The following is a 26,688-nucleotide window of genomic DNA, read 5'->3' as shown; positions in this document are numbered from 1 at the left end:
TCGTGACAAGCGGAACCTCGGCCACACGGCTGTTCGTCCTTGCGGACGTACGGCCGGAACACGGCACGGAAGGCTTCGTCGATCGCCTAGGGTCAAGGTGCGGGGACGGAGCGCAAGCACGGCAGCGAGGGCAGTGGCATGGCACAGGCGTACATGACGGAGACGGGGAACGGCGGCTCGGAGCCCGAGCCCTCCGGATCCCGCCTCCGGCGCCGACTGGCCGGGCTGCGCCACGACCGGGGCATCTGGCGGCGCGGGATCGTGACCGCGGCCCTGGCCGCCCTGATCTCACTGGTCATGATCTTCCACGCCGAGCTGTCGAACGACGTCGGCAACCTCGGCAGCCTCACCGAGACCTTCCTGCCCTGGCTGGGCCTGGCCGTGCCGCTCCTGCTCGCCGCCGCCGTCGTCCGCAAGTCGGCCACCGCGCTGATCGCGATACTGCTGACGGCCGTCGTCTGGGTGAACCTTTTCGGCGGCCTCGTCCTCGACAAGTCCGGCTCCGGCGGCAACCTGATGGTCGCCACCCACAACGTCGACGCCGACAACACCGACCCGCGCGGCACCGCCGCCCAGGTCGCGAAGTCCGGGGCCGACGTCCTGGCCCTGACCGAGCTCAAGGGCAGCGTGGTCCCCGTCTACGAGCAGGCCCTCGCCGGCACGTACAAGTACCACGCCGTCGAGGGCACGGTCGGCGTGTGGAGCAAGTACCCGCTGAGCTCCAGCCTGCCCGTCGACATCAAGATGGGCTGGACCCGCGCCATGCGCACCACCGTGGACAGCCCGCACGGCCCGATCGCCGTCTTCGCCGCCCACCTGCCCTCCGTACGGGTCAAACTGAACGCGGGCTTCACCGCCAACCAGCGCGACAACAGCGCCGGGGCCCTGGGCGCCGCGCTCGCCGCCGAACCGCTGAAGAAGGTCATCCTGCTCGGCGACCTCAACGGCACCATGAACGACCGCTCCCTGTCCGAGGTCACCTCGCAGATGCGCTCCACGCAGGGCGCGGCGGGCAACGGCTTCGGCTTCAGCTGGCCGGCCCAGTTCCCGATGGCCCGCATCGACCAGATCATGGTCCGCGGGATCACGCCCGACGCCTCCTGGACCCTCCCGCGCACGGGCAGCGACCACCTGCCGGTCGCCGCGCGGGTGACCGTGCGCAAATAGGCTCCGCCGGGGCCGGGCCGGGGCCGTGCCGCCGGCTCAGGGGCGGCCGGTTCCGGCACCGCCGGGTGCACCCGAACGGTTCGAGGGGGGCCTCGCCGCCGAAGCGGCCCGGCCCCCCTCCCCGTTCCTGCCGGGCGTAGCGGCTAGGCCTGCTCGCGCCAGCCGTTCGTGATGGGCAGCCGGCGGTCCTTGCCGAAGCCCTTCGCGGAGATCTTCGTGCCCGGCGGGTACTGGCGGCGCTTGTACTCCGCCGTGTCGACCATCCGCAGGGTCTTCGCGACGAGCTCCGCGTCGAAGCCGGCCGCGACGATCGCGTCCAGGCCCTGGTCGCGGTCCACGTACAGCTCCAGGATCGCGTCGAGCACCGGGTAGTCCGGCAGCGAGTCCGTGTCCACCTGGTCCGGGCGCAGCTCGGCGCTCGGCGGCTTGACGATCGAGTTCTCCGGGATCGGCGGGGCCTCGCCGCGCTCGGTCGCGGCCCGGTTGCGGTAGCGCGCGAGCCGGAAGACGTCCGTCTTGTAGACGTCCTTGATCGGACCGTACGCGCCCACCGAGTCGCCGTACAGGGTGGAGTAGCCGACGGCCAGCTCCGACTTGTTGCCCGGGGCCAGGACGATGTGGCCCTCCTGGTTGGACACCGCCATCAGCATCGTGCCGCGCAGCCGGGACTGGAGGTTCTCCTCCGCCAGGCCGGTCAGGCCCAACGCGCCCATGTACGCGTCGAACATCGGCTCGATCGGCACGGTCCGGAAGTTCAGGCCGGTCCGCTCGGCGAGGTCGGCCGCGTCGCCCTTGGAGTGGTCCGAGGAGTACTTGGAGGGCATCGAGATGCCGTACACGTTCTGGGCGCCGATCGCGTCGCAGGCGATCGCGGCGACGAGGGCGGAGTCGATGCCTCCGGACAGCCCGATCAGGACGGAACGGAATCCGTTCTTCTTGACGTACGCGCGCAGGCCGACGACCAGCGCGTCGTACACCTCCTCGTCGTCGTCCAGGCGGTCGGCGTATCCGCCGGTGGCCACGGGCTCGTACGGCTCCACCGGCTCCTCGGAGAGGATCACGCGGTCGATCCGCAGCCCGTCGTCCACGACGCCTTCGGGAGCGTCGCTGGACGCCGCGGGCAGTTCGAGGTCGACGAGGACGCAGCCCTCGGAGAACTGCGGCGCGCGCGCGACGACCTCGCCGGAGGCGTCCACGACGATGGAGTCGCCGTCGAAGACCAGCTCGTCCTGGCCGCCGATCATCGCCAGGTAGGCGAGGGTGCAGCCGGCCTCCTGGGCGCGCTTGCGGACCAGTTCGAGGCGCAGGTCGTCCTTGTTGCGCTCGTACGGGGAGGCGTTGACGGAGATCAGCAGGCCGGCGCCGGCGGAGCGGGTGGCCGGCACGCGGCCGCCCTCCTGCCAGAGGTCCTCGCAGATCGCCAGGGCCACGTCGACGCCGCGCACCCGGATCACCGGCTGGGTGTCGCCCGGCACGAAGTACCGGAACTCGTCGAACACGCCGTAGTTGGGCAGGTGGTGCTTGGCGAACCGGAGGACGACCTTCCCGCCGTACAGCACGGCCGCCGCGTTCTCCGGGGAGCCGGCGGGACGACCGAGCCGCGGGGCGGCCTTCTCCGTACGGTCGAGGTAGCCGACGATGACCGGCAGTTCCCCGAAGCCCTCGGCCGCCAGCCGCTCCGCGAGTGCGCGCAGCGCGGTGCGGGAGGCCTCGACGAACGAGCCGCGCAGGGCGAGGTCCTCGACGGGGTACCCGGTCAGCACCATCTCCGGGAACGCCACCAGGTGGGCGCCCTGCTCGGCGGAGTGCCGGGTCCAGTGGACGACCGAGTCGGCGTTGGCGGCGATGTTGCCGACCTGCGAGTCGATCTGATTCAGAGCGAGGCGAAGTTGAGGCACGGGACCCAGTCTAATCGTCTTTCTGACGCGATGTCCTGGGTCCCGTGCTTCCGGCGTGCTCCGGTCGTGCCCGGGCGGCGCTCCGGTCAGCCGATCGCGCCGCTGAACTTCGCGTTGGGCAGCATGACTCCGGGCGAGATGTCGGCGCTGATGTGCTCGGTGCCCTCGGGTACCTCGAAGGCCACGACCCCGCTGGCGGACTCGCCCGGCAGGATGTCGCCCCTGATCATCTTCGGGACGTCGCCGTCGAAGACGAGCTTGGCGGTCATGCCCTTCTCGTCGCGGACGTTGGGCATCGCGTAGATGACGTTGTGCGCGGCGGAAGAGCCGTTGGTGATGGTCAGCGTCATCTCCACCGCGTTGCCCACGGTGGAGTACTTGTTCTTCGTGACGTACTTCTTCGGCGTCGAGAGGGTCACCTTGATGCCGTTCGGGTACGTGTACGTCTCGCCGAACGGCAGCGGCGTCGTCATGCCGGGCACCTGCGAGGGCGTCGGCGTCGGCGACGGCCTCGCGAACGGCCGCGTGCCGGGGCGCAGGTCGGCCGGGGGGTCCCGGTCCTCGTCCAGCCGGCGTGCGGCCGCCTTGTCGAGGATGAGCCCGGTGAAGAGGAAACCGCCGACCGAGGTGCCCAGGCCGAGCACGGCGAGGATCGTGCCCACGATCGCCATCGTCTTGCGACCGGCACGCGAGGCGCGGACGAGGGCGCCGATGCCGATGCCGATGCCGATCACGGCGAGGAGGGTGCCCGCCCAGAAGAGGAACGGGACGAGGCCGATGACCACCGCGGCGATGCCGAGGACGAGGGCGGCGACGGCCAGGCCGTTGGTGGGTGGGGCGGGCGCGCCCCACGGGTTGCCGGGGACAGCGCCGGGAGCGGCGTGGGCGCCCCAGACGTTGGCGGGCGGCACGGGCCCGCCGAACGCGGGGGCCTGGGGCACGGGCGCGGTCGGCGGCGCGAAGGCCCCGGGTGCGGGCGGTGCGAAGGCGTCGACGGGCGCGGGCGCCGGGACGGGCGCGGGCTGCGGCGCGGCGGCGGGAGCGGGGGCAGGCTCGGGGGCCGGGGCCGGGGCCGGGGCCGGGGTCGGCTCGGGGGGCGCAGCCGACGTGGGGGCCGCGGCGGGCTGCGGGTCCGGTTCGGATCCCGGTTCGGGCTGGGCTCCTGCTTCCGGGGCCGGCTCCGGCGCGGGTGCGGGCTCCGGGGCCGGCTCCGGCTCCGGGGTCTTCCGGAGCGACAGCGGCTGTGCCGGCTCGGTCGCCGGCTCCGGTATGGGCGTGCCCGCGGATTCCGTCGGCGGACCGGACGGATTGCTGGGCGGGTTCGGGGGCGTGCTCATACCTGGCGGAAGTCCTCACGGGGGATGGTGTGCTCGGTGATCACCAAGCCTGCCATGCGCCCCGGACGGCTCCAAGGGGGATTCGGCTCCCGGCCCTCGGGCCGGGAGCCGAACGCCCTTCGGGAGCTACCGCTGGTAGCCGAGCACCGTCATCATCCCGGCCTCCGCGTGGTACACGTTGTGGCAATGGGCCATCCACAGACCGGGGTTGTCGGCATCGAAGTCCACCGTCAGCTTCTCGCCCGGCAGGACCAGTGCGGTGTCCTTTCGGGCGCCGCCCGCTCCACCGGCGAGGGCGAACGTGTGCCCGTGCAGGTGCACCGGGTGGAACATCGTTGTCGAGTTGTTGAACTCCAACCGGACCCGTTCGCCCGCCTTCACCGGGTGCCGCTGGTCCGGGGTGTACGGCTTGCCGTCGAAGGCCCAGTCGTACTTCTCCATCCCCCCGGTCAGCTTGATCCCGATCGTGCGGTCCGGCGTACGGGGCGCCAGTGCGACGGGCTGCGCGGCCCGCAGCCCGACCGCCGTCAGCGGCGTCCCGGCCAGCTCGGCGGGCCGGGTCCCGGCGGTGGGAGCCTGCCCCGGCCCGGTGCGCAGCACGGCGAGGGCCGAGGCCGAGGCCCCCTTGCCCTCGGCGAGCGCGGTGAGCGGGAACACCCCGTCCTGCGCGGTGACCAGGACGTCGTACCGCTCGCCCATGCCCAGCAGCAGGGAGCCGGTCTTCGCGTGCTCCACCGGGTAGCCGTCGGTGTGGGTGACCGTCAGTTCGTGGCCGCCGAGGGCGATCCGGAAGGCGGTGTCCCCGCCCGCGTTGACGATCCGCAGTCGGATCCGGTCGCCCGGCTTGGCGGTGAAGACCGACGGGTCCTGTGGCGTCCGGCCGTTGACCAGGTAGTGCGGGTAGGTGATGTCGCCGGGGTCCTTGCCGAGGACGTCGCTCTCCCCGCCCATGAGCATCCGCGCGGGCGCGCCCCCGGCCGGGGGCGGGGAGGCGACGGCGCCGTGGTGGCCGGCGTGCCCGCCCGATGTCGGGGCCGATCCCGTGTCCATGCCCTTGCGGAGTTCGGCGAGGACGGCCTCCGGGGTGGACCCGTCCACCCCGTCGATCCAGTCGTCCAGGACCACCACCCACTCCTTGTCGTAGGAGAGGGGCTCCTTCGGGTCCTCGACGATGAGCGGCGCGTACAGGCCCCGGTCCAGCTGGAGTCCCGAGTGCGGGTGGAACCAGTACGTCCCCGGGTGCGCGACGGCGAACCGGTACGTGAACGACGCGCCCGGCGCGACGTCCCGCTGGGTCAGGCCCGGCACCCCGTCCATGTCGTTGCGCAGGGCGATGCCGTGCCAGTGCAGGGAGGTGGCCTCGGGGAGGTTGTTGGCCAGGGTCACGGCGAGGGTGCCGCCCGCGGTGACCCGGACCTCCCGGCCGGGCAGCTCGTCCCCGTACGCCCACGAGCGGACGGTGAACCCGCCGCCGAGGTCGAGCGGGGTGGCGGTGGCGGTCAGCTTGACCTCGGAGACGGGCCCGGTGGCCTTGCGGGCGGCCTCGGCGGCCTGCACCTCGGGCCCGGCGGGGTCGACGTAGCCGCCCGGCGTGGCGGCGGGGGAGGAGCCGTCGTGGTTCATGGAGCCGTGGCCCGTGGAGCCGTGGCCCGTGCCGGTCGTGCCGGAGCCGTCGGAGCAGGCGGCGAGCAGCCCCGAACCGGCGAGGGCGGCGGTGGCGCCGAGAACGGCGCGGCGGGTGGGAAGAGAGCGCATGGGAGCACCTCGTGGTGTGGTCGAGCGAGCGGATGGGCGCCGTCTGCTGCCGCCGCTCGGGCCCTGCGCACGGGGCGCGGGCATGCGGGGGCGGCAGCGGGCCCGTCCCTATACGCGCAGCACCGCCAGCCGGGTGAGGAGTTCGCGGGGCGAGGGCGGGTCCGGTCCGCCGGACCGGCCCGGCGCGCGGGCCGCGCCCCCGAGCGGCGCGGCGTCGCGGAGGCCGGCCGGTCCGGCGCCCAGGATCAGCAGGGTGAGTCCGCCGAGCACGGCCAGGCACACCGACATGGGGTCCATGCCGGACCCGACCGGCGGGGCCTCGGCGGCGGGGCCGGGGGCACCGGGGTCTGCGGTGTGGACGCCCGGCGCGGGGCCCGCGGCGCGCTCCGGAGCCCGGCCCGGGGTGTGGTCCGGCGTGAGGCGCGCGGTGTGGTCCGGCGTGAGGGCCGGAGCCCGGCCCGGGGTGTGGTCCGGCGTGAGGCGCGCGGTGTGGTCCGGCGTGAGGGCCGGCGGTCGGCCCTCGGTGTGGTCCGGCGCGGGGCCCGCGGTGTGGTCCGGCGTGAGGGCCAGGTTGTGGTCCGGAGTGAGGGCCGGAGCCCGACCCGCGGTGTGGTCGGCGGCACGCCCGGCCGGGGCAACGGCGGCGACCGCCGTCGCGTCCTCCATGGCGTGGGAACGACTCGGATGGCCCAGGGTGTGCATGGTGACGATGCCCAGGAGCAGCGCAGCGAACAGCAGCCGCCGGGGCCACCGGACGGCTCGCCGGTCGGTGCGCAGGGCGGGGCGCGTCATGGGCGGAACCCTACCCCGGGTGGGTATCTGATCGTAGGACCGGGTCCGCCGTGTTGAGGATGATGCGCAGGATGTCCACAAAGCCCGAAGAGGGGTTTCTCGTGAAGAGCGCAGGGCCGGTCGCCCTCCTCATCGGCCTGGGCGCCGCCGCGTACACGGCGTGGGTGCTCGAAGTCGTACTGTCGACCGGCCTGAACCCCATCGAGACGTACGTCAGTGAGCTCGCCGCCCAGGACCAGCCGCTCGGCGGACTGTTCCGGGCCACCGACTTCACGGCCGGCCTGCTCGCCTTCGCGGGCGGCCTGCTCGCCCTGGTCGGGCTGCTGCGCCGCGCAGCGTCCCGGCGCCCCTGGTCGATCGCCGGCTGGGCCGGCGTCACCCTCTTCGGCGCGGCCACCGCCGCCGACGCCTGGCTCCCGCTCAGCTGCACACCCACCGTGGACCCCGTCTGCGCCGCGCGGGAGACCGCCGGCCTGGTCCCGGCCACCCATCAGGCCCACGCCGTCAGCAGCAGCCTCGCCATGACCGGAGCCCTCGTCGGGATCGTCGCCCTCACCGTCGCCGCCCGCCGCTACGGCCGGCACGCCCCGCTCGCCCGCTACGGACCCGCCCTGGTCGCACTGGAACTGCTGGCCACCGTCTGGACCCTGTCCGCCATCTCGCTGTTCACCGCCGGGCGCGGGACCTGGGCGCTCGGCGCCGGGCAGCGGCTCCAGGTGCTGTTCGTGGCCCTGTGGCTGGGCCTGCTCGCGTACTGCGTCCACAAGGAGCACCGCACGTGACGACCGGCCGTTTCGTCCTGGTGGAGGGAGCTGCGCTGCACGTCGTCGTGGAGGGGAGCGGGCCGCCCGTGGTGCTGAGTGCCGGCCTCGCCATGGCCTGGTTCGACTGGGACCCCGTCGCCGCGCTGCTCGTCGCGCAGGGCCGTACCGTCGTCCGCTTCGACCGGCCCGGGCACGGCCTGAGCGCACCCGCCACCGCCCCGCCGACCGCCGCCGGCGAAGCCCGCCGGATCGCAGGGCTCCTCGACGCGCTCGGCCTGGCCGGCCCCGTCACCGTGGTCGGGCACTCGATCGCCGGGTTCCACGCCGAGGCCTTTGCGCGCCTGTACCCCGAGCGCACCGCCGCGCTGGTCCTGGTCGACAGCAGCGTCGAGGAGGACCCCCGCACGGCCTTGCCCGTCGGGGTGCGCACCGGCGCCGCCCGGCTGCTGGGCCGGGCCCTGACCGCCGCCGGGCTGCCCGCCGCGCTGGGCCCGCTCGCGCGCCGCGCCGTCGTACGGGCCTCCCGCACCAGCAGCGGCGACCTCCCCCTGCCTTCGGCGGGGGGACCCCCAGCCGCGCGGGACCTCGTACGCCGCTGCTACCGCACCGGCCGGGTCTGGCGCGGCGCCCTGCTGGAGAACTCCCGCTACCCCGACACCGCCGCCGAGGTCCTGGCCCTGCGGGCCGGGCGCCCGCTGGCCGTGCCCGTCACCGTCCTCGCCGGGTACGACGGCTCGGCCGGGCGGGGGGCGCTGCGCTGGCTCGCCCGGCAGGCGGGGCTGGCCGACCGGCTCGGCGCCCGCTTCGAGGTCGCCGAACCGGCGGGGCACCTGGTCATGCTGGACCGCCCGGGCCGGGTGGCCCGGGCGGTCCTGGACGCGGTGGTGCGGTAGTCGTACCGACGGGGTGGGCCGGTGGCCGGGCTGCGCCGGGCGGGTGGGGTGGTCAGCGCCTCGCGTAGACCTTCTCGACGAAGCCCGCCATCTGGTGCTCGTCGAGGTGCTGGGCCAGGTCGGCCTCGCTGATCATGCCGACCAGCTTCTTGTCCTTGATGACCGGAAGCCGCTTGATGCGGTGGCTCTCCATCTCGTCCAGCACATCGGTGACGTCGGCGCCCGCGTCGATCCAGCGGGGGGTGCCCTGAGCCATGTCACCGCAGGTCATCTCGGCCGGGTTCAGCCCCTGGGCCACACAGGTCACGACGATGTCGCGGTCCGTGATGATGCCGCACAGCCGCTCGGCGGCATCGCTGATGGGAAGGGCGCCCACATTGAGCCGGCTCATCAGCCGGGCGGCCTCGTCCAAGGTCGCGGTGGCCGGGATCCACTGGGCCCCGGGGTGCATGATGTCTGCCGCGGTGGTCATTGCCTGCCTCCTGGGGATGCCGGTGCGGCCGGGCGCGGACGCGCCCGCCACGGCACCCTCGGGAAGCCGGTGGGGGGAGGGCCTGATGAGGGCGCCTCCCACCACCGTACGGGCGTGGCCCGTCACCCGCGCGGTGCAGCCCCGCGCTGTTTCAGCATGTCCGCCATGAGGGTGAGCTCCGACTGCTGCGCCTCGACCATCCCCTGGGCCAGCGCCCGCTCGACGGGGGTCTCGCACTGCGCCGCACAGCCCCGGGCCATCGCGACACCACCCTTGTGGTGGTCGGTCATCAGCTGGAGGTAGAGCACCTCCGCGTCGCGGCCCTCGGCGGCGCCGAGCTGCGAGAGCTCCTCCTTGGTGGCCATGCCGGGCATCAGCGCGCCGGACTTGGTGACGGCGCCGCCCATGTCGTGGCCGCTCGTGTCCTGGCCGGCCGTGTTCTGCCCGCTCATGTCGTGGCCGCTCATGTCGTGCCCGCCGCCGTGCTCGTCCGCGGAGCCCATCCACGACATCGGCGGCTCGCCGGCCACCACCTTCGGCAGCCCCCACAGGTCCAGCCAGCCCAGCAACATGCCCCGCTGGTTGGCCTGCGTGTTGGCGATGTCGTAGGCCAGCCCGCGCACGGCCTCGTCCTTCGTGCGGTCCCGCACGATGAACGACATCTCCACCGCCTGCTGGTGGTGCACGGCCATGTCCCGGGCGAAGCCCGCGTCCGGCGAGTAGAGGCCCGGCGCGCGGGCCGACGTACCGGAGCCGGAGCCGTCGCTGCTGCTCGCGGCGGTGACCGTGGCCGCCGCCGCGAACAGCAGCGCGAGCAGGACGGCCGTCCCCGCCGCCCAGTACGTACGGGTGGTACGGGCCGTACGGGTCACTTCTCGGCCAGCCCGTTGGTGCAGGCCGCGCCCGGCTCGGGGGTCTGCGGGCCCTGCACGTACTTGGTGAAGAACTGCGCGACCCGCGGGTCGTCGGCCTTGTCCACCGTCAGCTGCTTGCCCCAGGCGCTCAGCACGATCGTGCCGGCCTGCTCCTTGTCCGGGCTCATCAGGGTGTACGGGGTCTTGGACACCGTCCCGGCGAGCGCGTCGAGGTCACCCTTGGAGGCCTTCTCGTTGTACGTCACCCAGACCGCGCCGTGCTCCAGCGAGTGGACGGCGTTCACCTCGGGGACGGCGTTCTTGTAGACGTCGCCGTTGCAGTTCATCCAGCGGGGGCTGTGGTCACCGCCGACCGGCGGGTTCACCGGGTACTTCACCGGGGTCTCGACGTGGTTGCGGCCCAGCGTCTTCGCGTCCCAGCTCTGCTCGCCGGTCACCGGGGCCTTGCGGGCCGCCGCCGTGGCCTCCCGCTTCTCCTTCTTGTCGATCATCACCCACGCGCCGAAACCGATGAGCCCGGCGGCGACGGCCACCGAGGCCGTGACCGCGATGGCCGCGTTGCGCCGGTCACGGGCGCGCTCGGCGCGGCGCATCTCGGCTATGCGGGCCTGCGGGGAGTTGCTGTCGTTCGGGGTCCAGCTGGCCATGTGCCCTGAATCCTTCTGCTGAGGGGGGTGGAGGGATGGATCCGGTGGAGCGCGGTACGCCGCCCGGACCCGTCAGGTCCGCAGCACTTGGAGGGCATGGAGGTCGGGGGCACGGGCGAGCGTCCCGGGCGGCCGGGCCGGCCCGGCGCCGGCGGTGCGCGCGACGGTGTCCGGGACCGAGCCCGCCACGGTCACGGGCGGCGGCGGGGCGGGCAGGACGCCGGGGGCCACGTGCGAGAAGGGGGAGCAGCCGGGCGGCTCGTCGGGCGACACGCAGACGGCGCGCGTCCCGTACTCGTGGGTGGGCCCGCTCGCGGCACTCGCCGCAGGCGCTCCCGCCGCGCCGCCCACGGCGTGCGGATCACCCGGCCGTACGCACAGGAACAGTGCTCCGAGCAGCACCGAAAGGGCGACCGCGATGACGGCGCGCCGACGTACGTGGCGCCCGATGCGCCCGCGCCGTATGTGCTCCCAGCCCCCCATGGGCGCAGATGGTAATGCTCATGACCGGCCCACGGTCAGTGCGGGGGTGCCGCCATCTTTCAAGGGTGCGTAATGTGGCGGAAACCGCGGCCGGCGATACTGGGCCCGCCCGACTGTGCCCCCGCCCTCGGGGGAGGTGGTACACAGGCCGTCTGAACTGCGAGGATGAAGGCATGGACAAGCAGCAGGAATTCGTCCTCCGGACGCTTGAGGAGCGCGACATCCGCTTCGTGCGCCTGTGGTTCACCGACGTACTGGGCTTCCTGAAGTCCGTCGCGGTCGCCCCCGCCGAGCTGGAGCAGGCCTTCGACGAGGGCATCGGCTTCGACGGCTCGGCCATCGAGGGCTTCGCGCGGGTCTACGAGTCCGACATGATCGCCAAGCCGGACCCCAGCACGTTCCAGATACTGCCGTGGCGCGCCGAGGCCCCCGGGACCGCCCGGATGTTCTGCGACATCCTGATGCCGGACGGCTCCCCCTCCTTCGCGGACCCGCGGTACGTGCTCAAGCGCATCCTGAACAAGACCTCCGACCTGGGCTTCACCTTCTACACCCACCCCGAGATCGAGTTCTTCCTGCTGAAGGACAAGCCGCTGGACGGGACCCGCCCGGTACCGGCCGACAACTCCGGCTACTTCGACCACACCCCGCAGAACGTCGGCATGGACTTCCGCCGCCAGGCGATCACCATGCTCGAATCCATGGGCATCTCGGTCGAGTTCAGCCACCACGAGGGTGCCCCGGGCCAGCAGGAGATCGACCTCCGCTACGCGGACGCGCTCTCCACGGCGGACAACGTCATGACCTTCCGCCTGGTCATGAAGCAGGTCGCGCTCGAACAGGGCGTCCAGGCCACCTTCATGCCCAAGCCCTTCTCGGAGTACCCCGGCTCGGGCATGCACACCCACCTCTCCCTCTTCGAGGGGGACCGCAACGCCTTCTACGAGTCGGGCGCCGAGTACCAGCTCTCGAAGGTCGGCCGCTCCTTCATCGCAGGTCTCCTCCGCCACGCGGCGGAGACGGCGGCGGTCACCAACCAGTGGGTCAACTCGTACAAGCGCATCTGGGGCGGCTCATCCCGCACGGCCGGCTCCGGCGGCGAGGCCCCGTCGTACATCTGCTGGGGCCACAACAACCGCTCGGCCCTGATCCGCGTCCCGATGTACAAGCCGGGCAAGACGGGCTCCTCCCGCATCGAGGTCCGCTCGATCGACTCCGGCGCCAACCCGTACCTCACGTACGCCGTCCTGCTGGCCGCCGGCCTCAAGGGCATCGAGGAGGGCTACGAACTCCCGGCGGGCGCCGACGACGACGTCTGGGCCCTCTCCGACGCGGAACGCCGCGCGATGGGCATCGAACCCCTCCCGCAGAACCTCGGCGAGGCCATCTCCCTGATGGAACGCAGCGAACTGGTGGCCGAAACCCTCGGCGAACACGTCTTCGATTTCTTCCTGCGCAACAAGAAGCAGGAGTGGGAGGAATACCGCTCCGAGGTCACGGCCTTCGAGCTCCGCAAGAACCTTCCGGTGCTGTAACAGCAGGCGTGCACGACGCTCCGGGCCGGCGGTCCATGACCGCCGGCCCGGAGGCGTGTCACCCTCCCAGCTGATCCTCCGGTCCCCGATCCGCCGTGTGGTCATCGCCTGGCGCGAGCCGAGTCTCCTCGTGGCCGACCGTCGAACACGGAGTTGAGTTGCTGGAGTTCGTCGGCGGCTTCGATGTGGCGGGGGTTGTTCAGCCGGACGAGGGCGTCGTGGGCGGTGGTCAGGGTCTCGTGGGCTTCGCGGTGCCGGGTGAGGTGGCGCAGGACGATGCCGAGGTCGAGGCGTGCTGGTTCGCTCCAGGCGGGCATGTGTGCGGCCTCGAAGTGGGTGAGGGCGTAGCGCAGGGGGTCTTCGGCCTCGTTCCACTGGTGCAGGGCTGCGCGGTCGTTGCCGATGTGCTGGCGGGTCACCGCGAGGTAGAGGCCGATCAGTTCTTGTGGCTTTCCGGGGACGCCGGCGCGGCAGATGGCTTCGCTGCGGCGGTGGATGGTCAGGGCTTCCTGTGCTCGGCCGGTGTGGCGCAGGTGCTGGCCCAGGGTGTTGAGGACCGTCAGTTCGGCCAGGCGGCTTTGTGCGCAGGTCTGCCTGTGGAGGTGGTCTGCTGCTTCTTGGAGTCGGGTGATCGACTCTTCGGTGCGTCCGAGCCGGTGGAGCGCTCCGGCCACGTAGCCCAAGGCCCAGCCGACCTGGAGCTGGTCGCCGCTCTCGCGTGCCGCGATCAGGGCGGCCCGTGCGGTGGTCAGGGCGGAGGCGTGGTCGTAGAGGCACATGTTGTAGGCCCAGGACAGGTAGTTGAGGTGGATGGCCTCGTCCCGTTTGCTGCCCAAGGCGCGGGCAGAGCTGACGGCCCGCCGGAAGACCTGTGCCCACAGTTCCCAGTGCGGGGTGCGGTCGGAGAACCAGTGCATCGCCTCGGCGGCGTCGATGACCTGCTGGTGCAGGCCGCGGTCTTGGGCGCGGCCCAGGGCGGCGAGCCATTGGGCGCGCTCGGCCTCCAACCAGCTCCGGGCCTGATCGTGGTCGGTGGGCGCGGTGGCGGGGTCCGGGTCGGGATCGGGGCTGGTGTCGGGGTGGGGTTCGGTGTCGAACAACCGGGCGGCGGCGGTCGCCCGGCGCAGTGTCCACAGGTCGGCCCGGCTCAGGGCGGCCGTGATGTGCGCGGGCTCGTCCTCTTCGGCCAGCTGTTCGGCGGCGAAGAGGCGGAGGAGGTCGTGGAAGCGGTAGCGGTCGGCGGTGGGGTGGGGCTGGAGCAGTCCGGCGTCGGTGAGGTCCTGCGCGCACCTGGCTGCCTGGCGCAGGGGCAGGCCGGCCAGGAGGGCGGCGCTCCGGGGGCTGAAGTCGGGGCCGGCGGCGAGTGAGGCGCGGCGGAAGAGGGTGCGGGCTGGCGGGGGTAGTTGCCGGTAGGACAGGGCGAAGGCGGCCCGGACTTGCAGTGAGCCGGCTTGCAGGGTGTCCAGGCGCGTCGTGTTTTCGGCGAGCTGGGTGACGAGTTTGGTGAGGTGTTCGTCAGGGCGGGCGGCGAGGCGTTGTGCCGCGATGCGGACGGCCAGGGGGAGGTGCCCGCACAGGTCCGCGAGATCGCGGGCGGCCTGGCTCTCCCGGCCGACCCGCTCGGGGCCGATGACGCGGGTGAGGAGTTCGACCGCTTCCTCACGGCGCAGCAGGGTCAGTTCGGGGCGGTGGACCGATTCGAGGCCGGCCAGGGTGTTGCGGCTGGTGATGAGCGTGAGCGTGGGGCTGCGGCCGGGCAGCAGGGGGCGGACCTGGTCCTCGTCGGCGGCGTTGTCCAGGAGGAGCAGTGCTTGGCGCTCGCGCAGTACGGAGCGCAGGAGCCCGCTGCGGTCGTCGGTGGTGGTGGGGATGGCGCTGTCGGCGACGCCGAGGGCGCGCAGCAGCCGGGCGAGTGCGTCGCGCGGAGCGGTGGGCTGGGGGTCCATGCCGCGCAGGTCGATGGCGTACTGCCCGTGCGGGAAGTGGGGGGCGAGGGCATGGGCGGCGTGTACGGCGAAGGCGGTCTTGCCCAGGCCGGGCTGTCCGCAGACCACCGCGACGGGTGGGTGGGCGGGGTCGAGGTGTTCGGCCAGAGTGCGGAGCCGGTCCAGGGCGGGGCCGCGTGCGGTGAAGTCGGCGAGATCGCGTGGCAGTCCCAGCGTGTGGTGCGGGGTGGACTGTGTCGCTGTTCGGCCTGCCGGCGGGCTGGCGGGCCTGGCTGCGCGGCGGGGGCGGGGGCGGCCCAGGGCGGCGGCACTTTCCAGATCGCGGGCGCCGGTGGCGTCCAGTCCCAGGGCGGTGGCCAGGGCCTGGACCGTGCGGCGCTGTGGCCCCCGGGAGCGACCGCGTTCCATGTCCGACACGGCCCGCACGCTGACCCCCGCGGCCTGCGCCAGTTCCTCCTGGCTGAGCTTCGCACCCGTCCGCAGGGCGTACAGGCGCGCGGCGAACCCCCCACTACTCATGGCTGAAATCCCCTGGTCAGCGCGGTCCCCCGAACCGGCGGACCTACCGGCAGAAGTATGTCAACTCCACTTCTGCCGATGCGACTTCCTGGTCCGTTCCCCGTCCCACGGGTTGGCTGGACACCGCGGACCCGGGACCAGAGCCGGCCGACGCGCTCCGGCCCCGCGCTCCCTCGCCCCGTCGGACTCCTAGAAGGAGCATCGCCGTGAGTGGGAGCAAGAGGGATGGATCGCAGGGCGTGCTGGAGGCGCGTTCTGCCTCGGGCTGGCCGAAGCCGACGCGGTTGGATTCCGGATCTTCTTCGCCGCCCTTATTCGTGTACATCTCGCAATGATGTGGAGAACAAGTATGAGCCCCACCCGTCGTGACGTCTTGAAATGGGGAGTCGGCGCCGGTGGTATGGCCGCCGCAGCCACACTCGGCCTGCCGGCGAGCGCCCATGCAGCTGATTATTATTTCTCGTGGATGGCCCGGCTCCCTGACAATACCTATCTTCCCCACCTCACGATCCCTGGCACCCACGATTCGTGCTGCACGGACCCCAGTAATGGAACGAAGTGGGCGCAGACCCAGAATTGGGGTGTGACCGAACAGCTCCAGCGCGGAATTCGCTTCCTCGACATTCGCTTGAATGGCCTTCAGGGTGCGCGCAACGAGCTTGGCGTCTACCACGGCTCCTGGTATCAGGAAAAGCGTTTTCAGGATGTTCTGGAAGACTGCCGCAGGTACTTGCGAGAGTATCGCAGCGAGACCGTCATCATGCGGGTGAAGAATGAAAACGAGGGCGGGCAGGCCCTTGACCCCGTAGAGTTCCGGCGCCGCTTCAACTACTACCTGGACGACTTGGGCTACAGGAGTCTGGTCTGGACTAACCCGTCCTGGCCCCATTTGGGGCAGGTTCGCGGCAAGGTCATCGTGGCAGCAGACTTCGAAAACACTTGGGGCATACTCGATTGGTCCGGCAGCAAGTATTTCAATACGCAGGACATCTGGAACACTAACAATTTCGCGAAGATCAAGGCCATCGTGAATCATTTCGACGATGCCTGGCGGAACCAAAACGCCGATCAGATGTATGTGAATTTCACGAGCTACTCGGACAACATGTGGCCCCAGGTGACCACAAAGATCATTTTGCCGGATGTCATCAAGTATCTGAAGGACAGGAGGAACGAGAGGACCCACTTGGGTATCGTCCCGATGGATTACCCTGACTTCTATCGGGAGGTCGTGAGCCTCTTGGTCGACAAGAACTTCATCTAAGGGCTGCGCGGCCCTGGCGTTCCCCACTTCCTCGCCCGCGGCGGCGTCGTCGACTGCCCGGATTCGCCCTCGAAGAGGATCCGGCCGTTGCGCGCCGCCGCGGTGCTCTTGCCGGCGGCCAGGTCTCCTTCTGCCGGACCTCGACCGCCGTGCATCGCGTTCGATCCGTGGCCGGCTCGCGTGTGCTCGGGCGAGATGCCCGTGCCGTGTCCTTCGGGGAGTCCCGGCCCCCGCCGGCGCCCGGGTGTCCTGTCGTACCCCTGTCGTAGCCTCGTGTGGTTGATCTCCTCGACCCGACGGGGGTGGGTATGGCGACGTGGCTTTTGGCGTGCAACCAGGAGATGTTCGAGCTCGACAGGTACCGGCAGGACGGGCACGACCTGAGTTCCTGGAGCGTCGGGCGGCACCTCAAGGAGTTGGTCGCAGGCGACCAGTTCGTCATGTGGGTGACGGGGCCCCGCGGCGGACTCGTCGGCAGGGGGCGCATCACCGGCGTCCCGACGCAGCAGGCGAGCGCCCCCGACGAGTACTGGCAGGAGGACCCGGGGACGCGTTGGTACGCGCCGCTGGTCATGGACGAGTGGCTCACGCAGGCGGTCCCGCGGCAGCGTTTCCAGGAGGACGCGCGCTTTCAAGAGCGGTCCCCGCTGCGCTCCCTGTTCGCCACGAACCCCCACAGGGTGACGGAGGAGCAGTGGAGTGCCTTCGAAGAGGCTTTCGCCAGCGGGCAGGTCGGGGACACCGCCCCTGCCTGGCACCTGCTCCCCGGCCAGACCATCAAGCGCAAGGAGCTGCACGACCGGTACGGCGGTAGCCGCCAGGGCGGCATCAGCAAGTGCGCCAAGTCGGACAACGTACTGCTGTTCAGCGATCCGAAGACGGGCCACCAGCACGGCTACTTCGACAAGTGGGCCGAGGACGGCACGTTCCACTACACGGGAGACGGCCAGACCGGGCCGCAGACCTTCGACAGTTTGGGGAACGCCTCCACCCGGGACCACGTGAGCCTGGGGCTCGCGTTGCGGCTCTTCGAAGGGTCGCGCGGCGTCGTCCGCTACGTCGGCGAGTTCGCGGTGGACCCGGAGCAGCCGTATTCGTGGGGGGAGGCGCCGGAGACGGGCGGCGGGCCGCTCCGGAAGGTCATCCGGTTCCACCTGGTGCCGGTCGGCAGCACCACCCAGCCGGCGAGCGTCCCGGTCGGCTGTGGATACCGCGTGGCGGACGAATCGGTAGAGCCCTCCCCCGCCCAGCTCAGCCCTTCTGATTCCGATCTCGTCGGGAGGAACCTCAAGGCGCACCGCAAGCTGCAGAACGACTTGGCGAAGGCGGCCGAGGCGCGCGGGCTGGAGGTGTTGTCACCTGGCCTCGCGGACCCCGACTTCGATATCGGGTGGCGCCCGGTCGCCACCGAGTTGACGGTGTGCGAGGTGAAGTCGCTGACGCCGGCCAACGAGACGCGTCAGCTGCGCACGGGCATCGGGCAACTGCTCGACTACCACGACAGGCTCAGGGACAGGGCGGACTCCGTGCGTGCTGTCCTGTGGGTGGAGCGCGAGCCGTCGGAGTCGCGGTGGGTCGACCTGTGCGAGCGCGTGGGGATCACGCTCGCTTGGCCCGGTCGTGAAGACGACGTGTTCCTCTGAACGCGATGGCTCACGCGCACGACTGGTGACGGCCGTGCCGCAGGTCGGGGGCGCGGGGTTAGGTCCGGGGGAGCGCGGGGTGCCAGGTGGTGCGGGACGGTTGGGTGGGGTCCGGGGTGGCGGGCGGGGTCGTGGTGGTGTGGAGTTCGGCGTCCAGGCCCAGGACCGCCGTCGTCGTCGCGCCCGCCGGTTCGAGGACACCGGCCGGGGCGCCCGCGAAGAGCATCTTCGACTCCGTCCACGCCGGAGGGCCGCCGAGGCCCGTCGTGCTGACCGTGCCCGTCTCCGCGCGGCCCGCCAGGAGGCGGCCCGCGACGGCGACCGCGCCGTAGCCCGCCCGGCCGCCGGCCTCCGAGACGCTGGAGACCTGCGGTTTGCCGGAGCCCGCCGTGACCAGGGCGGTACGGACGACCCCCGAGTCGGGACGGCGGAAGTACAGCCTGGTGCCCGCGCCCTCCGGGGCCGCCGAGAGCGGGACGGTGGTGGCCGGTAGGCCCGTCGGGAACGGCCCCTGGAGCGGGGCGCCCGGGGCGGGCTGGGTCCAGGCCAGGACCGACTTGGTGGTGGCGGCGTACACCTGCCGCCGCCCGGCGGCGTCGACCGCCGTCACCGGGTCGCTCTGCAGGTCCTCGCCGCCCAGGTGCTGCCACGGGCCGAAGCCCCCGTCCGGCTGCTGCTCGCGGGCGCGCAGGGTGCGGTGGGAGTCGCGGACGTAGACGGTGAGCCGGCCGTCCGGGGCCACGGTGGCCACGGGCGCGCTGATCGCGGAGGTGCCGTCCTCGTCGGGTCCTTCGGGGGTGCCGAGCGACTGCCACGGCCCGAACGGGCCGTCGGTCGCGGTCTGGACGGCGTACACGATCTCGCGCCGGTAGTCTGCGGGCGCCGGGCCGAGGTTCGTGCGGGTGGCGAGGACCGCGATGCGGCCGTCGGGGAGGCGGGTGGTGTTCGCGCCCGGGTCGATGCCGGTGCCGGGGAGCAGGGCCGGGCCGGTCCAGCCGGCCGGGCCGCTCTGCCGGGTCCAGACGGCCATCTGCCCGTCCAGCGCCGCGAAGGCGTACAGCCGGCCGGTGCCGCTGGCCGCCAGCCAGGAGGTGTTGTCGGCGCGGGCGTAGCGCAGCGACTGGGCCCAGTTGCGGCCGGTGGGGCTGCTCGCCACCTTGCGGTCGCCGCAGCCGGAGGGGCTGCCGCAGTAGTTCTCGTGGTCGAGCCAGGCGTACGTCTTGAGGTAGCCGATCTTCGTCTCGGCCGTCTGCGGGTCCAGCGCGTGCGGCAGGGCGCCGTTGTGGTAGCCGAGGTAGTTCTGCACCGAGAACCGCGGGCGGTCGCCGGCCTGGGCGGCGTACGCGGCGGTGGCGGCCTGCACGAAGCGGGCGCCGTACATGTGGTCCTGGTGGTCGGTGTACTTGCCGGTGTCGTGGTAGCGGCCCGGCGTCGGGTCCTGCATGCGTATCGTCGTCGGCTTGTACAGCGAGAGCAGCCCGGATATCGACTGGACCAGCTGGTCCTTGGTGTACGCGTACGGCTGCTTGACCGGGGTTCCGGAGGTCAGCTGGGCTCCGAGCGCGGGTATCTTGCCGTTCCACAGGCCGCGCAGGCTGTCCGGGTTCTCGGCGGTGGGGTTGCGGGCCTCGCGCAGCTGCAGCCAGACCAGGTTGACCTGCGGCCTGGCCATCAGGACGTCGAGCTCCGCCCGCCCGCCGCCCGTGGTGGGTATCACCGTGCGCTTCCAGGCGCTGGTGCGGTCCCCGGTGGCCATCTGGGCGTACGCGGAGCGGATGCCGTTCTGCCGGGCCTCCGCGTAGTGGGCGCGGTCGGCGGGCTGTTCGGGGTCCGTGGCGCCGGCCCCGTGGGCCTCGTTGCGGCCGTCGGCCTCGCCGGAGGTCAGGTAGACGGTGGTGAGCTGGAGGCCGGCCGTCAGCGAACGGCTGAGGTCCGGGTTCATGAAGAACAGGTCGTCGTCGGGGTGGGCGACGATCTGGACGATCGATCCGGACGTGGTGCTCACGGGCAGTGCGACGGCCGGGCCCTTCTCCTGCGTGGCCTCGGCCGACGTCTGCTGGCCGGTCGCGACCGCGAGCACGCCGGTGGCACCGACGGTGAGTACGGGAAGGAGGGCTGCGAGCAGGAAGCGGCGACGGGCAATCGGCATCGGTCACGCCTTGGGGTCGTTCCGGACGGTCGTTGCATTGAGTGAGAGGCCAAATCGGGTGACTTGGTTCACCGATGGGCTCGATGACTCCTGCTTTCCGAAAACGACCGGATGTGATTGTGCCCGTACGTTTTTGATCCGGTGACATGTGCCCGGGATGTGGATGCTACTTGGCCCCAGCCGGTGCCTCAGCGGGGCGTGACGTTGCGCGGACCCACCGGCAGCCACGGCGCCAGGTGAGCGTTCGCGTCGTCCGCCGACGAGGTCACGTACAGTCGCGCGTCGAGCCCCACCACCGCCAGGCTGACCATGTCCTTGCCGGTCGTCGTGGCCGACGGGGCTCCGACGAACATCAGCGGCGACCGCTCCCACGGCCGCCCCGACCCGAGGTCCGAGCCCAGCCGGCCGCCCGCCGACCGGCCGGCCAGCACGTGCCCGCTCGCCGTCACCGCGCCGAAGCCCTGGAGTCCGCCGAGGTCCGTCAGCCCGTTCGCCTTCAGCCCGCCGTCGCCCGTCACCAGGGCGGTACGGACGTTGCCCGAACCCGGCTTGCGGAACCACAACCGCACCCCGCCCTCGCGCCCCTCCGCGGTGAGCGGCAGCGTCGTGTCCGGCAGCCCCGTCGCCGTGGCCGGCCCCAGCGGCGCGCCCGGCTTCGGCTGCACCCAACCCAGCACGGACTTGGTGGTCGCCGCGAACACCATGCGCCGCCCGGCGCCGTCGGTCGCGGTGGCCGGGGTGCCGTGCAGGTCGGTGCCGCCGTACTGCACCCACGGGCCCCAGCTGCCGTTCGCGGCCTGCACCCGCCCGCGCAGGCCGCCCGCGCCGTCGCGGACGTACGCCGCCAACTGACCGGTGCCGTCGACCGAGACGGCGGGGGCGCTGATGTCGGAGGTCCAGTTCTCGTCGACGGTCTCGGGCGTGCCGAGCGACTGCCAGTCGCCGAACTCCGGCGCGCCCGGGCCCTTCTGGACCGCGTACACGACCTCGCGCCGGTAGTCCGTGGGGCGCGCGCCGAAGGACGTACGGGTGCCGAAGGCGGCTATTCGCCCGTCCGGCAGCGTGACGGTGGACACGCCCGGGTCCATTCCGGTGCCGGGCAGCAGCCGCGGACCGCTCCACGCCCCGATCGGGCCGGACCGGTGCCAGACGGCGACCTGGCCGTCGAGCACCTTGAAGGCCCACAGGCCGTGCTCCTTGTCGGAGGTCAGCCATGAGGTGCTCGTGCCGCGGGCGTAGTTGACGGTCGAGGTCCAGCCGTTGCCGGCCGGGTGGTCGGCGACCTTGAGGTCGCCGCAGCCGGCGTCGCTGCCGCAGTGGTTCTGCTTGTCGAGCCAGGCGTAGGTGTCCAGGATGTCCAGCTTCTCCTTGGCCTCGTCCGGATCGAGGGCCCTGGGCAGGGAGCCGTTGAAGTAGCCGACGTAGTTCTGCACCGCGAAGTGCGGGCGCTGCTCGGGGCCGACGTCCTTCGCGTAGGCGGCGAGGGCGGCCTGTACGAACCGGGCGCCGTAGAAGTGGTCCTGGTGGTCGGTGTACCGCTTGGTGTCGGGGAACCGGCCGGGGGTGGGGTCCTGGGCGCGGACCGTGGTCGGCTTGTACTGCTCCAACACACCGGTGATCGTCTGGACGACCTGTTCCTTCGAGTACGAGAACCGCTGCTTGGCGGGGGTGCCGGAGGCGAGCACCGACTCCAGCCGGGCCACCTTGCCGTCCCACAGGCCGTGCAGGCTGTCGGGGGCGCTGTCGTAGACGGTGCCGGCCTCGCGCATCTGCAGCCACACGAGGTTGACCTCGGGCTTGGCGAGGAGGACGTCGACCTCGGCGTGGCCGCCGCCCTTGGTGGGGACGACGGTGCGCTTCCACGCGCTGGCGCGGTCGCCGGTGGCCATTTTGGCGTAGGCGGCGCGGATGCCGTTCTGGCGGGCCTCGGCGTAGGCGGGCTTGTTGGGCGGGGTGGACGCCTGCTTGCCTTCGGTGGCGTTGATGCCGTCCGCCTCGCCGGCGGTGAGGTAGACCGTGGTGACGGGGTGGCCGGAGGCTATGGAATAGCGCAGGTCCGGGTTCATGAAGTACAGGTCGTCGTCGGGGTGGGCGACGATCTGCAGTACGCGGCCGGGGTCGGGTGCGTCGACGGGGGCCGCCGGGGCGGCCGTCGGGCGGTGACCGATGCCGCCGAGGGCCTCGTTGGCGCGCAGTACGAGCATGCAGGAGGCGACGGCGGCCGCGCAGAAGGCCACGCCCTTGACGACCCGCGCCCGTTTCCGCGCCCGGCCCGCGCCCCCGCGCCCCGGCCGACGGCCCCCCGGGTCGGCGTCGGCGGTGCCCGTACGGAGCGCGGCGCGACGGGAGCGGCTGCCGGCGGTGTCGGCGGTGTCGGCGGTGTCGGCGGTGTCCGCGGGCTCGGCGGTGCCCGTACGGAGCGCGGCGCGGCGGGGGTCGGGTGCGTCGGCCGTGGCGGTGCCGGGCACGGCGTGCGGGGGCGGGCCGCTCCGGGTCCGGGCCGGAACGGCGCCGGGTATGCCGCCGCGGTGGTCGTGCAGCGGGGCTCCGGGAGCCGCCGGGGCGGGGGCGTGCGGGGGCGCGCCCCGCCAAGTCCCGCTGCCGGGCGGGGCGGACGGGGCGTCGGGCCCCGTCGCTGCCCAAGCCCCCGTGTACGGCGGGGCGGTCGGGCCCGCTGCCGGTCCGACCGCCGGTTCCCAGCCGGGTCCGGCCGCCGGGCTCCCGGCCGGTCCGCCCTGCGGCCAGGGCTGTGCCGCGCCCGGGCCGGGGTGTGACGGGTACGCGGACGGCATGCCCGGCGACGGCTGTGCCTGGTCCGGGCCGGGGTACGCCGACGGTTCCCCTGGCCAGGGCTGCGCCGAGCCCGGGCCGGGGTGTGACGGGTACGCGGACGGCATGCCCGGCGACGGCTGTGCCTGGTCCGGGCCGGGGTACGCCGACGGTTCCCCTGGCCAGGGCTGTGCCGCGCTCGGGCCGGGGTGTGACGGGTACGCGGACGGCATGCCCGGCGACGGCTGTGCCTGGTCCGGGCCGGGGTACGCCGACGGTTCCCCTGGCCAGGGCTGTGCCGGGCCGGGGCCGGGGTGTGACGGGTACGCGGACGGCTCGCCCGGCCACGGCTGCGCCTGGCCCGGGCCGGGGTGCGGTGGTGGGGCCGACGGGCCGCCAGGGCCGGCCGGGTCCGCGTGCGGTCCGTTCCACGCCGGGCCGGCCGGGCCGGTGGCGTGCCAAGGGCCCTGGGCGGGGGGTCCGTCGGGCATGTGGGTCCTCGGGCGGGTAGCGGCCCGAAGCAAGGGCACGTGTCCGGAAGGGCGTTCGGGAGCTTGTTCGGAATAAGTATCCAGATAATCCGACAATCCGCGTCAGGTTATGTGCCGGGACACGCCGGTGAGTCGAACGCCTGCTCCGGCTAGGCTCCCCCCAGGACGCCCGGGCCTTGGGCAGTGGCGGCGACGTACGCGGGAGGCGGCGGGATGACAGTCCCGGGACGCAGGAGCAGCACCTTCATCCGGCTGCTGCGCAGCGGGTTCACCGACCCCTCGGCCGCAGCCCGGCTGCTCGACTCCGATGCGCTGGACTCCGTACGCACCGATCCGGTGCTCCTCGACGCCCTCGGGGCCACCGCAGACCCCGATCTCGCCCTCCTCGGCCTGGTCCGGCTAGCCGAGGCGCAGAGCGACGACGAGCGGCCCGTGCTCCTCGACACCCTCGTCAGCGCCAAGCCGCTGCGCGACCGCCTCCTCGGCGTGCTCGGCGCGTCCGAGGCGCTCGCCGACCACCTCGCCCGCCATCCCCGCGACTGGCACGCCCTCGTCACGTACGAGGCCGCCGATCTGCACCCCGGGCTGCCCGAGTTCGAGCGCGGGCTGGCCGGCGCGCACGACCCCGTCGCCCTGCGCGTCGCCTACCGCCGCTGCCTGCTGTCCATCGCCGCCCGCGACGTCTGCGGCACCATCGACGTCGCCCAGACCGCCGCCGAGCTCGCCGACCTCGCCACCGCCACCCTCCGCGCCGCCCTCCGGATCGCGAGCGCCGCCGCACCCGATGACGCCGCCGCCTGCCGGCTCGCCGTCATCGCCATGGGCAAGTGCGGGGGCAACGAGCTGAACTACGTCTCCGACGTCGACGTCATCTTCGTCGGGGACGCCGCGAACGGAGCCGACGAGGGCAACGCCCTCCAGGCCGCCACCCGCCTCGCCTCCCACCTCATGCGGATCTGCTCCGAGACCACCATCGAGGGCACCATCTGGCCCGTCGACGCGAACCTGCGCCCCGAGGGCCGCAACGGCCCCCTCGTCCGCACCCTCGCCTCCCACCTCGCCTACTACCAGCGCTGGGCGAAGACCTGGGAGTTCCAGGCCCTGCTCAAGGCCCGCGCCGTCGCCGGCGACCCGGACCTCGGCGCCCAGTACATCGATGCCATAACGCCCCTCGTCTGGCAGGCCGCCGAACGCGAGAACTTCGTCGCCGACGTCCAGAAGATGCGCCGCCGCGTCGTCGACAACATCCCCGCCTCCCAGGTCGACCGCGAGCTCAAACTCGGCCCCGGCGGCCTGCGCGACGTCGAGTTCGCCGTCCAGCTGCTCCAGCTCGTCCACGGCCGCAGCGACGCCGGCCTGCATTCCGGCACCACCCTCGACGCCCTGCACGCCCTCGCCGCCGGCGGATACGTCGGCCGCGCCGACGCCGCCCAGCTGAACGACGCGTACCGGTTCCTGCGCGCCATGGAGCACCGCATCCAGCTCTACCGGCTGCGCCGCACCCACCTCGTCCCCGAGGACGAGGCCGACCTGCGCCGCCTCGGCCGCTCCCTCGGCCTGCGCACCGAACCCGTCGCCGAACTCAACAAGGCCTGGCGCCGCCACGCCTCCGTGGTCCGGCGCCTGCACGAGAAGCTCTTCTACCGGCCGCTGCTCGACGCCGTCGCCCAGCTCGCCCCCGGCGAGACCCGGCTCTCCCCCCGCGCCGCCGGCCAGCGCCTCGAAGCCCTCGGCTACGCCGACCCGGCCTCGGCCCTGCGCCACCTCGAAGCCCTCGCCTCCGGAGTCACCCGCAAGGCCGCCATCCAGCGCACCCTGCTCCCGGTCATGCTCGGCTGGTTCGCCGACTCCGCCGACCCGGACGCAGGCCTGCTGAACTTCCGCAAGGTCTCCGACGCCCTCGGCAAGACCCCCTGGTACCTGCGGCTGCTCCGTGACGAGGGCGCCGCCGCCGAGAACCTGGCCCGCGTCCTGTCCGCCGGGCGCCTCGCCCCCGACCTGCTGATGCGCGCCCCCGAAGCCGTCGCCCTGCTCGGCGACCCCGAAGGACTCCAACCCCGTACGCCCGAGGCCCTGGGACAGGAGGTGCTCGCCGCCGTCGGCCGGGCCGACAGCTCCGAGGCCGGCGTCGCCGCCGCCCGCGGGGTCCGCCGCCGCGAGCTGTTCCGCACCGCCGCCGCCGACATCATCCGCTCGTACGGTACGGAGGACAGTCCGGCCGAGGAGGACCCCGGAGCCCTCGTCGACCTGGTCGGCGGCGCCGTCTCCGACCTCACCGCCGCCACCATCGCCGGAGCCCTGCGCGCCGCCGTCCGCGACCACTGGGGCGAAACCCTGCCCACCCGCTTCGCGATCATCGGAGTCGGCCGCTTCGGCGGCCACGAGCTCGGCTACGGCTCCGACGCCGACGTCCTGTTCGTCCACGAACCCCGCGAAGGCGTCGACGAACAGGAAGCCGCCAAGGCCGCCCAGACGGTCATCGCCGAAATGCGCCGGCTGCTCCAACTCCCCACCGCCGACCCGCCGCTGCTCATCGACGCCGACCTGCGCCCCGAGGGCCGCTCCGGGCCGCTCGTACGGACCCTGTCCTCGTACGCCGCCTACTACCGGCGCTGGTCCCTGACCTGGGAGAGCCAGGCCCTGCTGCGCGCCGAACCGGTCGCGGGCGACGCAGACCTCAGCGCGCGGTTCATCGAGCTGATCGACCCGCTGCGCTACCCGGTGGAGGGCCTCGGCGAGGACGCGGTCCGCGAGATCCGCCGTCTGAAGGCCCGCATGGAGTCCGAGCGCCTCCCGCGCGGCGCCGACCCCACGCTCCACACCAAACTGGGCCGCGGCGGCCTCAGCGACGTCGAGTGGACCGTCCAGCTGATCCAGATGAGGCACGCCTGGTCGCAGCCCGGCCTGCGCACCACCCGGACCCGCGAGGCCCTGGCCGCCGCCCGCGCCGCCGAGCTGATCGCCACCGAGGAGGCGCAGATCCTGGACGAGGCCTGGGTGCTCGCCACCCGGGTCCGCAACGCGGTGATGCTGGTCCGAGGCCGCGCCGGAGACACCTTCCCGTCGGAGGCCCGCGAGCTGGCGGCCGTCGGCCGCTACCTCGGCTACGCGGAGGGCACGGCCGGCGAGCTGCTCGACGACTACCGCCGCATCACCCGCCGGGCCCGGGCGGTCGTGGACGACCTGTTCTACGGGGCCTGAGCGGTCCGGTTCCCCGGCGGCGGTCCGACGCCGGCGCGCCGCGAGGCCGCCCGCCCGGCGCAGAGAGGTCCGGGGCGGGCGGCTGGAT

General features: G+C 72.8%; 18 protein-coding genes. 7 read left to right on the top strand and 11 right to left on the bottom strand.

The window, feature by feature from the left end:
- The first annotated feature begins 138 nt into the window (after positions 1–138).
- On the top strand, positions 139–1,167 hold the full coding sequence (locus tag OG974_RS14745; RefSeq protein WP_327283155.1) for an endonuclease/exonuclease/phosphatase family protein: 1,029 nt from the start codon (positions 139–141) through the stop codon (positions 1,165–1,167).
- Positions 1,168–1,310: 143 nt separating this feature from the next.
- Here the strand turns inward: OG974_RS14745 and OG974_RS14740 are convergent, their stop codons facing one another.
- The 4 genes from OG974_RS14740 to OG974_RS14725 form a co-directional block, all read right to left on the bottom strand.
- Positions 1,311–3,065, bottom strand: coding sequence for an NAD+ synthase (locus OG974_RS14740; protein WP_327283154.1), 1,755 nt, complete (start codon positions 3,063–3,065; stop codon positions 1,311–1,313).
- A gap of 86 nt (positions 3,066–3,151) precedes the next feature.
- Positions 3,152–4,402: a hypothetical protein gene (locus tag OG974_RS14735; RefSeq protein ID WP_371643382.1), complete on the bottom strand. Its 1,251-nt coding sequence runs from the start codon at positions 4,400–4,402 to the stop codon at positions 3,152–3,154.
- A gap of 126 nt (positions 4,403–4,528) precedes the next feature.
- Entirely contained in the window at positions 4,529–6,157 is a 1,629-nt protein-coding gene (locus tag OG974_RS14730; RefSeq protein ID WP_371643380.1) for a multicopper oxidase family protein, read from the bottom strand.
- Positions 6,158–6,265: 108 nt separating this feature from the next.
- Entirely contained in the window at positions 6,266–6,949 is a 684-nt protein-coding gene (locus OG974_RS14725) for a hypothetical protein (protein ID WP_371643378.1), read from the bottom strand.
- Between the two features lie 71 nt (positions 6,950–7,020).
- Here OG974_RS14725 and OG974_RS14720 point away from each other — a divergent pair, with 71 nt between their 5' ends.
- Together OG974_RS14720 and OG974_RS14715 are read left to right on the top strand one after the other, a co-directional pair.
- Positions 7,021–7,731 (top strand): DUF998 domain-containing protein, encoded by a 711-nt coding sequence (locus tag OG974_RS14720; RefSeq protein ID WP_327283150.1) that lies wholly within the window; start codon positions 7,021–7,023, stop codon positions 7,729–7,731.
- Complete coding sequence (locus OG974_RS14715; RefSeq protein ID WP_327283149.1) at positions 7,728–8,606, top strand: alpha/beta hydrolase; 879 nt, start codon at positions 7,728–7,730, stop codon at positions 8,604–8,606. Before OG974_RS14720 ends, OG974_RS14715 begins: the two co-directional genes overlap by 4 nt.
- 52 nt (positions 8,607–8,658) lie before the next feature.
- Here the strand turns inward: OG974_RS14715 and OG974_RS14710 are convergent, their stop codons facing one another.
- The 4 genes from OG974_RS14710 to OG974_RS14695 form a co-directional block, all read right to left on the bottom strand.
- The gene (locus OG974_RS14710) at positions 8,659–9,078 is read right to left on the bottom strand and encodes a CBS domain-containing protein (protein ID WP_327283148.1); all 420 of its coding nucleotides are present in this window, start codon (positions 9,076–9,078) and stop codon (positions 8,659–8,661) included.
- 122 nt (positions 9,079–9,200) lie between these two features.
- Complete coding sequence (locus OG974_RS14705) at positions 9,201–9,950, bottom strand: DUF305 domain-containing protein (RefSeq protein WP_328762575.1); 750 nt, start codon at positions 9,948–9,950, stop codon at positions 9,201–9,203.
- Complete coding sequence (locus OG974_RS14700) at positions 9,947–10,600, bottom strand: DUF3105 domain-containing protein (protein WP_327283146.1); 654 nt, start codon at positions 10,598–10,600, stop codon at positions 9,947–9,949. The genes OG974_RS14705 and OG974_RS14700 overlap by 4 nt, the downstream gene beginning before the upstream one ends.
- Positions 10,601–10,672: 72 nt before the next feature.
- Positions 10,673–11,083, bottom strand: coding sequence for a hypothetical protein (locus OG974_RS14695; protein ID WP_328762574.1), 411 nt, complete (start codon positions 11,081–11,083; stop codon positions 10,673–10,675).
- 173 nt (positions 11,084–11,256) lie between these two features.
- Here OG974_RS14695 and OG974_RS14690 point away from each other — a divergent pair, with 173 nt between their 5' ends.
- Complete coding sequence (locus tag OG974_RS14690) at positions 11,257–12,618, top strand: glutamine synthetase family protein (RefSeq protein WP_327283144.1); 1,362 nt, start codon at positions 11,257–11,259, stop codon at positions 12,616–12,618.
- 101 nt (positions 12,619–12,719) lie between these two features.
- Here the strand turns inward: OG974_RS14690 and OG974_RS14685 are convergent, their stop codons facing one another.
- Positions 12,720–15,083 (bottom strand): helix-turn-helix domain-containing protein, encoded by a 2,364-nt coding sequence (locus tag OG974_RS14685; protein ID WP_371643375.1) that lies wholly within the window; start codon positions 15,081–15,083, stop codon positions 12,720–12,722.
- Between the two features lie 349 nt (positions 15,084–15,432).
- Between OG974_RS14685 and OG974_RS14680 the strand changes: the two genes are divergently transcribed.
- Together OG974_RS14680 and OG974_RS14675 are read left to right on the top strand one after the other, a co-directional pair.
- On the top strand, positions 15,433–16,347 hold the full coding sequence (locus OG974_RS14680) for a phosphatidylinositol-specific phospholipase C (protein WP_328762548.1): 915 nt from the start codon (positions 15,433–15,435) through the stop codon (positions 16,345–16,347).
- A 308-nt stretch (positions 16,348–16,655) separates the two neighbouring features.
- Positions 16,656–17,990, top strand: a complete 1,335-nt coding sequence (locus OG974_RS14675; protein ID WP_371643373.1) for a hypothetical protein — start codon at positions 16,656–16,658, stop codon at positions 17,988–17,990.
- Positions 17,991–18,048: 58 nt separating this feature from the next.
- Here the strand turns inward: OG974_RS14675 and OG974_RS14670 are convergent, their stop codons facing one another.
- Together OG974_RS14670 and OG974_RS14665 are read right to left on the bottom strand one after the other, a co-directional pair.
- Positions 18,049–20,139: a PIG-L family deacetylase gene (locus OG974_RS14670; protein WP_327283140.1), complete on the bottom strand. Its 2,091-nt coding sequence runs from the start codon at positions 20,137–20,139 to the stop codon at positions 18,049–18,051.
- A gap of 188 nt (positions 20,140–20,327) precedes the next feature.
- Positions 20,328–22,607 (bottom strand): PIG-L family deacetylase, encoded by a 2,280-nt coding sequence (locus OG974_RS14665; RefSeq protein ID WP_371643371.1) that lies wholly within the window; start codon positions 22,605–22,607, stop codon positions 20,328–20,330.
- 1,005 nt (positions 22,608–23,612) lie between these two features.
- On the opposite strand from OG974_RS14665, the gene OG974_RS14660 reads away from it, so the two are divergent.
- The gene (locus OG974_RS14660; protein ID WP_327283137.1) at positions 23,613–26,600 is read left to right on the top strand and encodes a bifunctional [glutamine synthetase] adenylyltransferase/[glutamine synthetase]-adenylyl-L-tyrosine phosphorylase; all 2,988 of its coding nucleotides are present in this window, start codon (positions 23,613–23,615) and stop codon (positions 26,598–26,600) included.
- Positions 26,601–26,688: the final 88 nt, after the last annotated feature.

The organism is Streptomyces sp. NBC_00597 (assembly GCF_041431095.1).
In the GTDB taxonomy this organism is placed as follows: domain Bacteria; phylum Actinomycetota; class Actinomycetes; order Streptomycetales; family Streptomycetaceae; genus Streptomyces.
This window is presented reverse-complemented; position numbering and strand designations above follow the sequence as displayed.

What these genes read in the sequence shown, in the direction of transcription:
- OG974_RS14690 (WP_327283144.1), top strand. Translation starts at nt 11,257, where the DNA reads ATGGACAAGCAGCAGGAATTCGTCCTCCGGACGCTTGAGGAGCGCGAC.
- OG974_RS14675 (WP_371643373.1), top strand. Translation starts at nt 16,656, where the DNA reads ATGGCGACGTGGCTTTTGGCGTGCAACCAGGAGATGTTCGAGCTCGAC.
- OG974_RS14685 (WP_371643375.1), bottom strand. Translation starts at nt 15,083, where the DNA reads ATGAGTAGTGGGGGGTTCGCCGCGCGCCTGTACGCCCTGCGGACGGGT.
- OG974_RS14725 (WP_371643378.1), bottom strand. Translation starts at nt 6,949, where the DNA reads ATGACGCGCCCCGCCCTGCGCACCGACCGGCGAGCCGTCCGGTGGCCC.
- OG974_RS14735 (WP_371643382.1), bottom strand. Translation starts at nt 4,402, where the DNA reads ATGAGCACGCCCCCGAACCCGCCCAGCAATCCGTCCGGTCCGCCGACG.
- OG974_RS14660 (WP_327283137.1), top strand. Translation starts at nt 23,613, where the DNA reads ATGACAGTCCCGGGACGCAGGAGCAGCACCTTCATCCGGCTGCTGCGC.
- OG974_RS14695 (WP_328762574.1), bottom strand. Translation starts at nt 11,083, where the DNA reads ATGGGGGGCTGGGAGCACATACGGCGCGGGCGCATCGGGCGCCACGTA.
- OG974_RS14720 (WP_327283150.1), top strand. Translation starts at nt 7,021, where the DNA reads ATGTCCACAAAGCCCGAAGAGGGGTTTCTCGTGAAGAGCGCAGGGCCG.
- OG974_RS14680 (WP_328762548.1), top strand. Translation starts at nt 15,433, where the DNA reads ATGAGCCCCACCCGTCGTGACGTCTTGAAATGGGGAGTCGGCGCCGGT.
- OG974_RS14710 (WP_327283148.1), bottom strand. Translation starts at nt 9,078, where the DNA reads ATGACCACCGCGGCAGACATCATGCACCCCGGGGCCCAGTGGATCCCG.
- OG974_RS14670 (WP_327283140.1), bottom strand. Translation starts at nt 20,139, where the DNA reads ATGCCGATTGCCCGTCGCCGCTTCCTGCTCGCAGCCCTCCTTCCCGTA.
- OG974_RS14730 (WP_371643380.1), bottom strand. Translation starts at nt 6,157, where the DNA reads ATGCGCTCTCTTCCCACCCGCCGCGCCGTTCTCGGCGCCACCGCCGCC.
- OG974_RS14700 (WP_327283146.1), bottom strand. Translation starts at nt 10,600, where the DNA reads ATGGCCAGCTGGACCCCGAACGACAGCAACTCCCCGCAGGCCCGCATA.
- OG974_RS14745 (WP_327283155.1), top strand. Translation starts at nt 139, where the DNA reads ATGGCACAGGCGTACATGACGGAGACGGGGAACGGCGGCTCGGAGCCC.